This window comes from Carnobacterium sp. FSL W8-0810 (assembly GCF_038007125.1).
Taxonomy (GTDB): Bacteria; Bacillota; Bacilli; order Lactobacillales; family Carnobacteriaceae; genus Carnobacterium_B; species Carnobacterium_B inhibens.
The window spans coordinates 1-11,872 of sequence record NZ_JBBOWO010000006.1 but is presented as its reverse complement, the minus strand read 5'-3'; the positions used below and the strand labels follow the sequence as shown (position 1 = coordinate 11,872).

At 32.3% G+C, this 11,872-nt stretch carries 15 protein-coding genes; 7 read left to right on the top strand and 8 right to left on the bottom strand.

Going from position 1 to position 11,872, the window contains the following annotated elements; translation table 11 throughout:
* Window positions 1–632 precede the first annotated feature (632 nt).
* From NST49_RS12600 to NST49_RS12590, 3 genes are read right to left on the bottom strand one after another with little or no spacing between them, the layout of a single operon-like run.
* Complete coding sequence (locus NST49_RS12600) at window positions 633–1,763, bottom strand: relaxase/mobilization nuclease domain-containing protein (protein ID WP_341049109.1); 1,131 nt, start codon at window positions 1,761–1,763, stop codon at window positions 633–635.
* A 1-nt stretch (window position 1,764) separates the two neighbouring features.
* On the bottom strand, window positions 1,765–1,983 hold the full coding sequence (locus NST49_RS12595) for a hypothetical protein (protein WP_007725653.1): 219 nt from the start codon (window positions 1,981–1,983) through the stop codon (window positions 1,765–1,767).
* Entirely contained in the window at window positions 1,965–2,336 is a 372-nt protein-coding gene (locus tag NST49_RS12590; RefSeq protein WP_341049108.1) for a MobC family plasmid mobilization relaxosome protein, read from the bottom strand. Before NST49_RS12590 ends, NST49_RS12595 begins: the two co-directional genes overlap by 19 nt.
* Before the next feature lie 408 nt (window positions 2,337–2,744).
* Between NST49_RS12590 and NST49_RS12585 the strand changes: the two genes are divergently transcribed.
* Together NST49_RS12585 and NST49_RS12580 are read left to right on the top strand one after the other, a co-directional pair.
* Window positions 2,745–3,098, top strand: a complete 354-nt coding sequence (locus NST49_RS12585; RefSeq protein ID WP_341049107.1) for a type II toxin-antitoxin system RelE/ParE family toxin — start codon at window positions 2,745–2,747, stop codon at window positions 3,096–3,098.
* 3 nt (window positions 3,099–3,101) lie between these two features.
* A complete protein-coding gene (locus NST49_RS12580; protein ID WP_029276999.1) occupies window positions 3,102–3,383 on the top strand; it encodes a helix-turn-helix transcriptional regulator in 282 nt (93 codons plus the stop codon).
* A 63-nt stretch (window positions 3,384–3,446) separates the two neighbouring features.
* Here NST49_RS12580 and NST49_RS12575 read toward each other — a convergent pair whose 3' ends face one another.
* The 3 genes from NST49_RS12575 to NST49_RS12565 form a co-directional block, all read right to left on the bottom strand.
* Window positions 3,447–3,800, bottom strand: coding sequence for a hypothetical protein (locus tag NST49_RS12575; RefSeq protein WP_341049106.1), 354 nt, complete (start codon window positions 3,798–3,800; stop codon window positions 3,447–3,449).
* Between the two features lie 271 nt (window positions 3,801–4,071).
* Complete coding sequence (locus tag NST49_RS12570; RefSeq protein ID WP_029277002.1) at window positions 4,072–4,491, bottom strand: hypothetical protein; 420 nt, start codon at window positions 4,489–4,491, stop codon at window positions 4,072–4,074.
* Between the two features lie 532 nt (window positions 4,492–5,023).
* The gene (locus NST49_RS12565; protein ID WP_341049104.1) at window positions 5,024–6,208 is read right to left on the bottom strand and encodes an SAP domain-containing protein; all 1,185 of its coding nucleotides are present in this window, start codon (window positions 6,206–6,208) and stop codon (window positions 5,024–5,026) included.
* A 438-nt stretch (window positions 6,209–6,646) separates the two neighbouring features.
* Here NST49_RS12565 and NST49_RS12560 point away from each other — a divergent pair, with 438 nt between their 5' ends.
* The 5 genes from NST49_RS12560 to NST49_RS12540 all read left to right on the top strand — a co-directional run bounded on the left by NST49_RS12560 (window position 6,647) and on the right by NST49_RS12540 (window position 9,868).
* The gene (locus NST49_RS12560; RefSeq protein WP_034536266.1) at window positions 6,647–7,384 is read left to right on the top strand and encodes a DUF975 family protein; all 738 of its coding nucleotides are present in this window, start codon (window positions 6,647–6,649) and stop codon (window positions 7,382–7,384) included.
* A 239-nt stretch (window positions 7,385–7,623) separates the two neighbouring features.
* Window positions 7,624–7,920: a bacteriocin immunity protein gene (locus NST49_RS12555; RefSeq protein ID WP_034536171.1), complete on the top strand. Its 297-nt coding sequence runs from the start codon at window positions 7,624–7,626 to the stop codon at window positions 7,918–7,920.
* Between the two features lie 309 nt (window positions 7,921–8,229).
* On the top strand, window positions 8,230–8,409 hold the full coding sequence (locus NST49_RS12550; RefSeq protein ID WP_089974545.1) for a hypothetical protein: 180 nt from the start codon (window positions 8,230–8,232) through the stop codon (window positions 8,407–8,409).
* A 230-nt stretch (window positions 8,410–8,639) separates the two neighbouring features.
* Entirely contained in the window at window positions 8,640–9,191 is a 552-nt protein-coding gene (locus NST49_RS12545) for a tyrosine-type recombinase/integrase (RefSeq protein WP_341049101.1), read from the top strand.
* A 47-nt stretch (window positions 9,192–9,238) separates the two neighbouring features.
* Entirely contained in the window at window positions 9,239–9,868 is a 630-nt protein-coding gene (locus NST49_RS12540) for a Type 1 glutamine amidotransferase-like domain-containing protein (protein WP_341049099.1), read from the top strand.
* A gap of 533 nt (window positions 9,869–10,401) precedes the next feature.
* Here NST49_RS12540 and NST49_RS12535 read toward each other — a convergent pair.
* Both NST49_RS12535 and NST49_RS12530 read right to left on the bottom strand, forming a co-directional pair.
* On the bottom strand, window positions 10,402–10,917 hold the full coding sequence (locus NST49_RS12535; RefSeq protein WP_341049097.1) for a helix-turn-helix domain-containing protein: 516 nt from the start codon (window positions 10,915–10,917) through the stop codon (window positions 10,402–10,404).
* Between the two features lie 46 nt (window positions 10,918–10,963).
* Window positions 10,964–11,740: a replication initiation protein gene (locus tag NST49_RS12530; RefSeq protein WP_341049096.1), complete on the bottom strand. Its 777-nt coding sequence runs from the start codon at window positions 11,738–11,740 to the stop codon at window positions 10,964–10,966.
* Between the last annotated feature and the right edge of the window lie 132 nt (window positions 11,741–11,872).

The following is an 11,872-nucleotide window of genomic DNA, read 5'->3' as shown; positions in this document are numbered from 1 at the left end:
AATGTCGTCTATACGCAGACAAAATGTCGTCTATAGTACAGACAAAATGTCGTCTGTACTATAGTTGTATCCCTTGTGGGAGTATGTCAAAACCGACCTCTAAAACTCTTTTATCTTTAAAACTCTTTTAAAACTTTATTAAAACTAATATAAAGAAATAGCATATATTAATATTAATAAATATCCCAACATCTAAACAACAAATAAGGAAGCCTTGCTACGCAGGCTAAAAAAAATTTTAATAGTTCAAAACCATCTGCAGCGTTCAATGTCTCGACTTACGCTCGACGGTTCGAACCATTGCATGTGTTAAATCAAAAATAACAGCTCTAATTTCAATTTTAATTTTAAACCTTATAAAAGGCCTTTGGTTAACTTTAAACGGATCTAACGTCGTTTTTAGTGGCTTTAAATTGATTTTAACTCTCTATTTCTACTAATTGTTTCATTTTTGTATTTTAAAACCACTAAATTTTCTCAATGGTACCAATTTTTACCATACATTAAAGGTATTTAATAGCCACATAAGCGCTACAACAACGATACCGGTCGGGACACTCGCATATAAATTCGTTGCAGCCGTTCGCATGGTTAGTTTTTGATTGGTTCGCTTGATTTCAGCATTTAATTTCTCAAAGACTTGGTCCATGGTCTTGGTGATGGTTTGGTTGATCTCGCTTAATTGGGCGTTGTTCTGGCTCATTTCTTGCTGAATCTTCGCGATTTCCGTCTTGTTTTTGTCTAACAGGTCGTTCAGGATCGTTTTCAGGTGTTTCAAGGATTCGATTGACTGCTTTTGAGCTGTCTCGTTGTAGTTGGTCTGTGTGGCTTCTAAGTTTTTCAAGTTGCTGTTGAAGCTGTTCAGGACTGTATTTGTCACTTGTTGTATCTCTTGTAAGTTGTTCTCCAGGTTGGCTTTCTCCAAACTTTTCTGTTGCAGCGTCGCTCCGCTGTAGTTCCGGATCTCGGTCAAGACTTGGATCAATTGCTGCAAATCCTGGTTCAAGCTTTCTTTGTTCGGTTGTTGCGGTGCCTGTTGGTTCAAGTTGTCTCTCAAAGTCATGAATAATAGTCTCCTTTTCGTAATCTGCGCCTAATTTTTTAGCGCGGACTTTTTTATTTTCTGCTACATGTTGATACGTCACTGTTTTTCCTCTTTCAATCACGTTTACGCCATTTTCAGCCAATTTTTCTTTAAACGCGTCAAAATTAGGCGTGATTTGTTTGGCTTGTTCGATTTTTTCGCGAATTTCGTCTTTCCAACTGCTCTGTCCTGGACGTTCTAGAATACTTTTTTCTGCGGCAGTGTAGCGAATTTGGGCCGGTTCTTCTGGAACGGTTAAACCATGAGCCAAACAAATTTCGTCGTTGATTTCTTTCACCTTTTCGATTGCCTCCACGCCATGCGCTTGAAATTTCAGACCCGTATCCAGATTGACGCTATTAATGACTAAATGATTATGGATATGATCTTTATCCGTATGCGTGTAAATGGCCACCTGGTGACCGCTAGCAACTTTTTGTGCTAATTCGTAACCTAGTTCGTTTGCTTGCTCCGGAGTGACCTCACCGGGCTTAAATGACTGAATAAGGGTATGCGCTTGGACCTTATCGTCTTTTCCATAGATCATGCGGGTGGCTTTCATTTGGGTTTTGGCATAATTGACATCACAATTTAAGCCGCTTTTGACGGTTGCACGCGGTTCAGCGTAGTTAATGCAGCGGGAACAACTGGTGCTGCGAGCTAATTTAATGGTGGCCATATCAGTTTCCTTTCTTCATTTTTTTTCTAGAAAAGTAATCAAATAGTAGCGTTAGAAGTCCGTAAATAATAGTGGTTAACACCACTTCTGTGGCAATTTTTACTCCCTCAATGGGTTGATTCGAAAAATAATCCATTCCCACTCGGATAAGAAAAACGGCGAAACCAAACGAAACAAGTTGTAGAACTGATCTCCTGTTGATTAATTTAGATTTTTCCATAGTTGATTCAACTCCTTTTGTGTCTTTTGTAATTCAGCCGTTAGGTTGGCGGCTAAATTCGAATCGAGTTCTGCCGTATTTGTGGCTCGTGCCATCTGGTTTATATTGTTTCCAATCGCGCGTAATTGTTTGGCGATTTCAATTGCGCCTGCTCGGTCCACTTTTGGTGTCACGAGCTTAGCCCCTTGTGCCTTGCTTTTGACAAAAGCCGGCACACTCATTTGCAAACTTTCAGCGGAGCGCTTCAACTTTTCAAATTCGGGTTCGCTCACTCGAAAGCTGATTTGTTTCGGCTCTTTGCGCTTCGGGTTTCTCTCAGCTGAAGTGTCCTCAAAAATCTCTCGTTCGCTCAACGTCCCACCCCCTGTTTTTCTTCTCTGTCGTTCAGAAATCAATCTTACCACTAAAACGCTTTCGGTTTCCAGTGGTAAGATTGATTGAAGGGGTTTGGCAAGCTCTATGTTTGCTAGCCACTTCGTGGCGCAAACGACCTTGTTGGGGGACGCGCTGCTCCCCCAATCCCCCTGTAAACCCGGTCAAAACGTGGCCGTTTTGAGCCAAAAAAGAGACTGGAAATGTGTGCATTTCGGTCTCTTTTTTTTGGCAAGATCAAGCCGTTTTTTTTCGGCGTTGGCGTCGAAAAAAATGGCCCTTTATGCGCTTGATTTTCCCGGTGTTTGATCCGGAAAAATGAGGCTTACATAAAAAGTAAACCGTCAAAATCGATTGAGTTATGATAGTATATATGCTATCACATATCTATGAAGACGAATCCTATATTTGAGTATATTAAACGGCCAGATGGCACAAGTGAGTTTGAAGATTTTTTTGATTCTTTACCTGAAAAAGACGCTGTAAAATTGTTAGCGGTGATTGAGAAAACGGAAAAATATGGCTTACCAGTAGCCGCAAGAAATCAATGGATCAAAAAACTAGAAACGAATCTTTATGAGCTTCGCTCAAAAGTAAGTTCGAATATCCAACGGGTCTTTTATTTTCATGTTGTTGATAACCGGTATGTTATTACGCATGGTTTTACGAATAAAACTGATAAAACACCCGAAAATGAGAAAAAACGGGCGCGTGAGATCCGAAAAAAATTTATGGAGGAATAACGAATGGAGACAAGTACAGTAAGTAGCTACATTTCTCGTCGACGTGCAAAAGATAAAAGTTTTGACGAAGCCTTTGTGGGTGAAAGTGAACGCTTAGAAGTCGCTGTTGCTTTAAGAACGTTGAGAGAAACCGAAGGATTGACCCAAAGACAATTGGCCGAAAAAGTTGAAAAGCCGCAATCTACGATTGCACGTATTGAAAACGGAAATATGAATGTGACGTTTAAGACGATGAATGATATCGCGAAAGCATTTGATAAAGTTATTGAAGTTAAATTTGTATAGTTAATAGAAAAAGTTCCTCACAATCTGTCTCTTTAGTCTGATTGTAGGAACTTTTCTATTTATTTAAGAATCACTTTCCAACAACTTTCGGGTAATGTAACGAATGACCATGGAGATAGCATGATAAGAGAAAAGACAAATCCATACTATGTTGGGAATACGATTTGATAAAGAGCCACCTAGCAAAATTAAAATAATTAAAATATGTAAAATTTCGTTTGAAATGACTAATGAATTAAATTTTTTCTCTTTTTCTTTATTTTCAGATAATTTTTTGAGTTGATCTTGAAAGGCAGAAGCCACAGTGAAATAACGCACAAAAACAGAAGTGTATTTTCCTGACAAAACTTTGAAAATACTAGCTAAATCCCAACTTATCATTAGTATAACAAGAAGATAAACTATGTAATTTATCAAAATAAACCCTCCTTTTCAATTTAAAACAGGTAATAATGATACTAGTATATAAATAATCCCTCTTATTACAAATCCTAGGAAAAAAATAATTAAATTCCTTCTATTTTTCATTTAAAAACCTCCCATAAATAAGGCTATAACAATAAAAAAAGTATTTATTAGAATGATAAAATCTTAATTCTATTATCAATAATTTTAATACATGCATAAATTTGCTTGAATGAATGTATTTAGAACCTGTATTACTAAGTTTTTTTGATAGTAGTATGCCTTAAGGAGCAAATCCATAATATAAAATTTCAAAAACAAGTTGTCCCAATATTAAAATTCCAACTAATGCACCTACATAAAAAAATTGGAATATTCTTTTCAATAAGAGGAATTGATCTTGAGCGCCTATTTTTTTTATTCCATACCATGCAAAAACAACTAACTGAGGTATAAACAATACAAAATAGGAAGTAGTCACAAATCTGGAAAAATGTTCATATGTTTGAAATCCTACATTTTGGGTAGTCATTAAAAAGATAGATTCTCTGAACCAGATAAACAAAAATGATAACTGAAGAATACATGCCAATATAGTAAGACTATAATTAATATACTTTTTTTCTTTTCTAACTAATAAATAAATACTTCCAACATAAAAAATCCCTAATAAAACCGCGTAAAATGGTTGATATAAAAACAATGATACCGCCTCTTTTCTTTATCTAGACACTATTAATGTTAACCCATTATAGTTAACACACATATTCTTAAAAGTTTGTCTGTTTTTTTTATCCATAATCAGTTTGTCTCCTATCTGTAATTTAAATTAAAATATATTATCCCACTGATATTCGGACACGTATCTCTTTAATCAAGCCGTCCTCTAATGGGTATTTCTAATTATTTACTGAATTGACATATTAGAAAAGAACGGATTAGTTTACATAGCAGCAACCATTGGTTGCTATTATTTAAACTAATGCGGAAAATTAGAATATTTAAAAAAAACACCATTTACAACACATGAAATTGCTTATAATCGTGTATTCAGAATCTTGTACAATCAAGGTTCTCATTCATCCTAAAAAAGAAAAAATATAGCTATTAATACCGTAGATATAATTGACAGAAAAAAATTAAATGTATACCTTTTATTGCTGGATTTTATAATTAAGTTAGCCACCTAAGCTAAAATATGTTTTTTTTATCTTTAGGATGTTAAATTCAATAGTTCAATATTTTTTAATATCAGAAATTAGCATATAGTGTTTAACAGGACTATGTTCTATATAAAAGTCACCACTAATATATTTTTCAATATATCCTTGAGTCTTTATATAATCAATATTACAAATAGTCTCTCTAAGATCATCTATCTCGTCTAAAAATATTAACTCTAAATCATATCCCTCGAAATCAAATAAACCTAAAGCTCGGTCAAACAAATAATCAAATTTCTTTTTATCTATATTACCTACAGTAATTAATCTATCTATATCGCTATAATCAACTCTTGTTACACCAAAACGAATTTTTCTAGTTACATCATAAAGGTTGATTATTATCAGTAATAGATAATAGACAAGGGCTTGTTCGTAGTTCTTGTAGTAAAATTCTAAATGGTGCCCTTTCACTTCTAAACATTCGCTAAGTGAAAAGCTAAGCGGAAAGAGCCATTTCTTTTTAGAGTATTCTTCAATTAAAATATCTAATACACCTAGTTTCAATTCTTCAAAACGGATTGGATACTGGAATGATTTCCTATATCTCGTAGCCATATAAACTGGGAAATATTTATCTTTATGTGCTGATACAATGTGTTCATTATACTCAAGGATTTTCTCCCCCTCATCTGTCAACTTAAAAACTTCAGGAATATTTGAAAGGTGTATGTCGTTATCTAATAGTCGTTGTACGAGCTCTTTCTTTATTCCTTTAGACTTGATTTTATTATGTTTTAGTAATTCACTTAACTGTGGAACTGTCAGGGCATTGAGCTGCTCATGATAGTTACCATATTCTAAAAAGTTTTTATTAAGTAGTTTATCAATAGATGTAGCAACATCAACAGCATAACTACTATAAAAGTAGTTAGGAATCCTTTTTTTAGTATTTTTGCCACTACACCAAGCAAGTAAGATTATTTCACCAGGAATCAAACCAGACTCATCTTTTTTTAAAAGTTCAGGTTCAAATTCTAGTTCACTTTCCGCGTTTTCATAACTGTCAAATGATTCAACAAAATAGCTTCTGTCTTTTAAACAAACAACCTGATTTTCTGGACCTTCTGGAAGTTCTAGTTGATCAAGTGGTATACCACATATAAAACATTTACCTAGAACTTCTTGTAGAGGGATAACATTTTCATTAGTATCCTCTAGATACTTTTTAATCTCTTCGTTTGTAAATTGTCTCATTATAATAATCTCCTTCTCGATGATTTATGTTATGTAGTAGACAAACATATCTATTCTTAATCATTCCTTTCAGTTTTACTTAATTCTTATTGTGACAAACTTCTCTTCATTTTAGGATACATTATTTTACATAGAAATATGTATCTAGAACCTTGTTAATACAGGGTTACTTTTTTACAATCATTATTTTTCTTATAGAAAGAAATAATAACTAAAATAGCAGTAGCGACCACTGGTTGCTACTATGGAAACCAATAAGTTCTATTAAATTAGGACTATTTGGTAGATAATAAGGTGTCGATTAGAAGGGGGTTAGAAAGGTTATTCTTGAATGGTACACATAATAGATAACTTATTTTCTTCGAAATAATATTTTATACCTACTATTATTTCAATCTAAACAGATAGGTAAAAACAAGTAGCGAGAGGAATGGTTTTTTGGAAAGATATAAGAGTCGAAAAGAATTAAAAGCGGAGGTGAAAGAGGTATTACGTGGCAGATGGAAAGAAGCCATTTTATTAAGTGCTATACCAATAATTTTAACAATAATAGGGGTAGCGATTACTTTATTATCCTATTCCTTTATTCAGCAAAGAATCGGTTTATTTTCTGATATAGGGACGAATATTAACAGGTATGAGTCATCATATACTGAAGACTTTTGGTCTACCATCTTTGGAGCCTTATCTACGTTTATTGCTATTGGTATTTCATATACTTTTTTAGATTGGTTAAGAAACCCAACTATGCGTATTGAACCAGTTAAACAAGCTTTTCAAATATTCACTAAAAAATACTTTTTAGGTACGTTTTTAATTTATATTTTCACCGGATTTTTTACCTTATTATGGGCATTTCTTTTTATCGTACCAGGAATTATAAAAACAATATCTTATTCTCAAGCCTATTTCATTTATAAAGATCAAAAAATACTAACTGAAAATGGAAAAGTATCTGCTCTCGATTGCATAACAGAAAGTAGAAAAATGATGGATGGCCATAAGTGGGAATACTTTGTATTACAGTTAAGCTTTATTGGCTGGGGCATTTTAAGCATTCTATCTCTAGGAATCGGATTTCTATGGTTAAAACCATATGTATATTGTATATATGCAGCATTTTATAACAATCTGACTGAAAATAGTCATTTTGACGAGTCATTAGATGACTTTTAATCTACTTAAGTTATGTATAAATAGCTAGACTAAAAAAAAGAGTAGTTCTAAATTGTTTATTATCAATAAATAAGTTTATTGAAGGGACAATTAATACAGAACTATAATAGAGTATGCTTACCATTTAAGGTGTCGACAATTGCGCTATATTAGCAAAAATAGTTTAACTTCAATAGACTATAAAGAAAGTACAATAGCAACTAAACTCACGTGTGACTATAATTAAGGAGCGATATTTTATGGGCAAAACAAAATGGTATTCCGGAGGAAATGAACGAGCAAAACAAGCAGCAAATATTATTACTGATCTATTAGATGATTTAAAAACAAACTTAGAAAACGAGTCGCTACAAAATGTATTAGAGAATTATTTTGAAGAATTAGAACAAAAGGGCGCTTCTATTCCTATGATTTTAAGTCGTATGAACTTAGATATTTCTAAAGCAATCAGAAATGATGGAATTACTCTATCAGACTATCAATCTAAAAAACTAAAAGAATTGACTTCCATATCCAATATTAGATATGGATATTAACAGTGTACAAAAATAGATAAATTCAATTATTCCTAATTAAATTAATTTATAAGGTCACAGTAGTTATAGTGACCTTATTTTGTTTAGTCAATATGGAAAGATCAATTAAATTATATAGCCAATCGTTCCTTTAAGTTATCTAATGCTTTTTATAAATATTAAATACATGAAATTAGATAAAATAGTGTATCCGTAACCTTTTCAAATAAGAGTTGTTTAAATACACGTTATAATTACAGTATTGCTTAAATTATATACAAACGTAGCTTAAAAATTTATACTCAGTATACACAGAAAGGAGCTGTTAAGATGAAATGGGTTAAAAGAATAGCATTTACACTTATTTATCTTGTAGTAACTCTTTATATGCTTTGGGAGACTACTATTCCTCCAGTTATAATTCTTTCATTTGTTGTAATTTTTAGTTCTTTTATTTCCAAGAACGGCGTGTTTGCAGAGTTAGAACAGTTTTTTAAAAAAGCTAGGTAATTATCCTTGAGATATATTTTTATTCATCCATAAAACTACAGATACATTAAAATAAAACCTTCTGCACTTCTATTTAATAACAGATTATTCAATACACGAAATTGTATAAAAACGTGTATCGGGAATCCTATTCCAATAGGGTTCTTTTTTTATATCGCCCTCCAATACATGATTATATGGTATACTAAACAAAATCATGTATCACTTTTGTGAAAGGAGAGGGCTTTTAAATGAGTTACAACGTCCAACCATTAAGAACACAACAAGAAATAAACGACTTTTTATTCTGTTTAAGACGCAATAAAAACGCGGATCGGGATGTTTTTCTGTTTTTGATTGGCATTAACAGCGGTTTGCGCATGTCTGATATCGTCAAATTGAAGAAACAAGACCTGATTTCCTCAAAAAATCCGCGTATTGTCGAGAAAAAAACAGGCAAAACCCGGATTTTGTATTTGAGTAGTCTGCAGGACTTGATCCAGGAGTACACGAAAGACCTGACAGCAGATGATTATTTGTTTCCTAGTACCAAAGGCGGTCATGTGGAAGTGAATACGGTCTATCAGATGTTTCAAAAGGTCGCTAAGCTGTTAGGAAGAGACGATATCGGCACACACACGCTGCGTAAGACGTTTGGGTACCACTATTACAAGAAAACCAAAGACGTGGCTACACTGATGGAAATCTTCGGCCACAGTAGTGAGAAAATCACCAAACGCTATATCGGGATCAATGAAGATGAGATAAGTGAAACCTTACTGAATTTTAGATTGGGATTTTAAATTTATCAGTTGTTCAATTGAATATAATAAATGAAAAGGAGAAATACATGAAAAAACTATTATTAACTGCCTATGGATTTTCAACTGATTCTATTAAGAACGCTGCGTTAGATTTAGTTGATGGAAATTTTAACTCATGCAATGCTTGTATAATTTCAACCTCTTGGCCTATAGAAAAAGAAAAGCACCCTCAAATGCAACAAGTGAAGAGTGAATTATTAGCATTAGGAGTTGATAAGGTAGATTTTTTGGATGTCGAGTTTCAAGATGCTCACTTATTGAAGAATTATCAATTAATATTTTTGAATGGAGGTTATCCTTTTTTTCTACTGTATCATTTAAAAAAGAGTGGAGCTGATAAAATAATAAAAAAGATGGCAGCAAACGGCACTCCTATTATTGGGTTGAGTGCGGGTTCTATTGTTATGGGACCTGATTTAAGTTTAATGGACTATCTTTACCCTGAAGATAACATGTTTAACGTTAAAAATTTGACTGCTCTAAGTCTCACTACAGTAAGAATATTTCCACATTATAAAGAAATGATTACCCGAGATAAAGAGATTACAAAGAAACTTGTGCAATTCGAAAAAAATTTTAATCAGCCACTCAATAGACTAAATAATAATCAAGCTATCCTAGTCACTGAGAATAAAATAGAAATAATTAATAATTAAAAATTTAGTTAACATAAAACCGATTATATTAATGGTTGTAGTTTAGAACAATTATTCATTACAGAGATTGGGAGGATAGAATATGAATATTGAAAATTACATCCGTATAGGTACACTTTTATTTTTACTGTTTCTCTTTTTATGTATGATAATGATCAGTTATATAGGACAAAAAAAAGAAATCATAAGTAAAAAAAAGGGGGCCCTTTTAATAATAAGTACCTCAATCTTCTTTTCTTTACTATACTTCCTATTTATTTACATCGTTGATAAATTCAAATAAGAAGTAATAACAAATAGTAATTGATAACACGTTATAAACTTTATTCTATCAATTCATAATAAAAGGAAGTAGCTTATTATGACATTCTGGCAATGGCTTACTGGCGGAGGGGCATCAGGTGGTTGTGTTTTTACTTGTAGATGGTAATAACTAGGTAGACATAATCCCAATTAAAGAAAGAACTCCCGCCATAATAAAATGGTGGGAGTTCTTTTTTTAAACATTGGCAAAACATACTAAATTATTATAATTATTTTTTTTTGAATATACGATTAAATATACTTACTTTATCTGGTGAACTTTGTTCTAGTTCCAGTAATTTTTTATCGTGATTTTCTAACTTTACAATAGCAACTTCTAATTGATCTGACAGTTTTAGGTTACTTTCAATTAGTTGATTAATAAGTGACTCGTATTTTTTGATTTTATCATCTTGAATCGATTGCATATCGTTAGATGTGTCGCTCTCAAAACGGGTATCGGTATCTGATACGTCCGATACGTCGTTTTCTGATAATGCTTGTTTAATTGACTTTTCAAGGGAAAAATCAGGGCGTACTTTTAGCGCTACCACCCGTTTCAAAACCGATACGTCGCTATTTGTATATAATCGACTATTATTGCTATCACGATTAAAATAAGACTTGTTTCCGCTCGTTTTCTCAATCAAACTAGAGTATTTTCGCAAGGTTGTTACTGCAATTCCTAATTTCTTCGCAGCGACATTAGGCGATATGTATTCTATAAAATTACTATCCTTATTCATAAATAAAACCACCTTAAATGTTGTTATAACAATAGTTTAAATGAATCTAACTAACGACACTAGTATTTAATTTTTCTTGTTTGGACTTTTCACTCTTATATCTTTCAGATTGTGTTTTTATCTCTTTATTATTAACCCAGTCATATAAGGGAACCTGTACTTGTTTTTTTTCCTCAAAAATAAAACTAATTCTTTCAATTTTGTTTCCTTTTTTAGCTTTTTCTTTTTTATAACTTAGACTTTTAAAGAATGGTTTTAACTCCTTAATACTTTTTTCAAGGATTCTTCTGTCTATATCATACATACGATAACTTTCAGGGATATCTAATAATCGTTTAAATTCTTCAATCGAGACTGTGTAGAAGCCTGTACCTTTAAATTGTTTTAATTTACGGTAAATCGTCTTTGTATAAGAACTATTAATTTCTGTAAATTCCTTTAACTCAAATTTAGTAAACATTTCAAAGTCATTCAAGAGAAATTCAAATTCATTATTGATACCAATTTTTACAGTTTGTGTATCTGCATTGATATCAAACTTTGTGAATAATACAAAACGTTTTATTCTTGTTTCTGTACGTTCCCCATATGTAAGACCTAGCATTTTAGTATACGTTTTATCTAAATCATTCATAAACCGTTTAACAGATGTCGGCGAATAATTGCTCAATTCTTTTAATTGTTCAAAACTAAATTCGATTTCTTGTGTGTATTTATCTTTTAATTTTGAGCATATTGAAAAAAATAGATCTAATTCATTAGGATTGAATTTTCTAAAACTTACATCGTTTAAACTATTTTCATATTTTACAATTTCATTCAACAAAAATGCCACCTTTCTTATGAGTGTTTATTTCATTATAAACACTCATAGACGACATGTAAACGATATGTCGTTCTTAAACAGACAAAGTGTCGTCTTTACTAAGACAAAATGTCGTCTATAGCCAGACAA

Bases quoted from the DNA above. Each gene is read 5' to 3' on its own strand.
- NST49_RS12600 (WP_341049109.1), bottom strand. From the start codon at position 1,763: ATGGCCACCATTAAATTAGCTCGCAGCACCAGTTGTTCCCGCTGCATT.
- NST49_RS12595 (WP_007725653.1), bottom strand. From the start codon at position 1,983: ATGGAAAAATCTAAATTAATCAACAGGAGATCAGTTCTACAACTTGTT.
- NST49_RS12585 (WP_341049107.1), top strand. From the start codon at position 2,745: ATGAAGACGAATCCTATATTTGAGTATATTAAACGGCCAGATGGCACA.
- NST49_RS12580 (WP_029276999.1), top strand. From the start codon at position 3,102: ATGGAGACAAGTACAGTAAGTAGCTACATTTCTCGTCGACGTGCAAAA.
- NST49_RS12565 (WP_341049104.1), bottom strand. From the start codon at position 6,208: ATGAGACAATTTACAAACGAAGAGATTAAAAAGTATCTAGAGGATACT.
- NST49_RS12555 (WP_034536171.1), top strand. From the start codon at position 7,624: ATGGGCAAAACAAAATGGTATTCCGGAGGAAATGAACGAGCAAAACAA.
- NST49_RS12550 (WP_089974545.1), top strand. From the start codon at position 8,230: ATGAAATGGGTTAAAAGAATAGCATTTACACTTATTTATCTTGTAGTA.
- NST49_RS12545 (WP_341049101.1), top strand. From the start codon at position 8,640: ATGAGTTACAACGTCCAACCATTAAGAACACAACAAGAAATAAACGAC.
- NST49_RS12540 (WP_341049099.1), top strand. From the start codon at position 9,239: ATGAAAAAACTATTATTAACTGCCTATGGATTTTCAACTGATTCTATT.
- NST49_RS12535 (WP_341049097.1), bottom strand. From the start codon at position 10,917: ATGAATAAGGATAGTAATTTTATAGAATACATATCGCCTAATGTCGCT.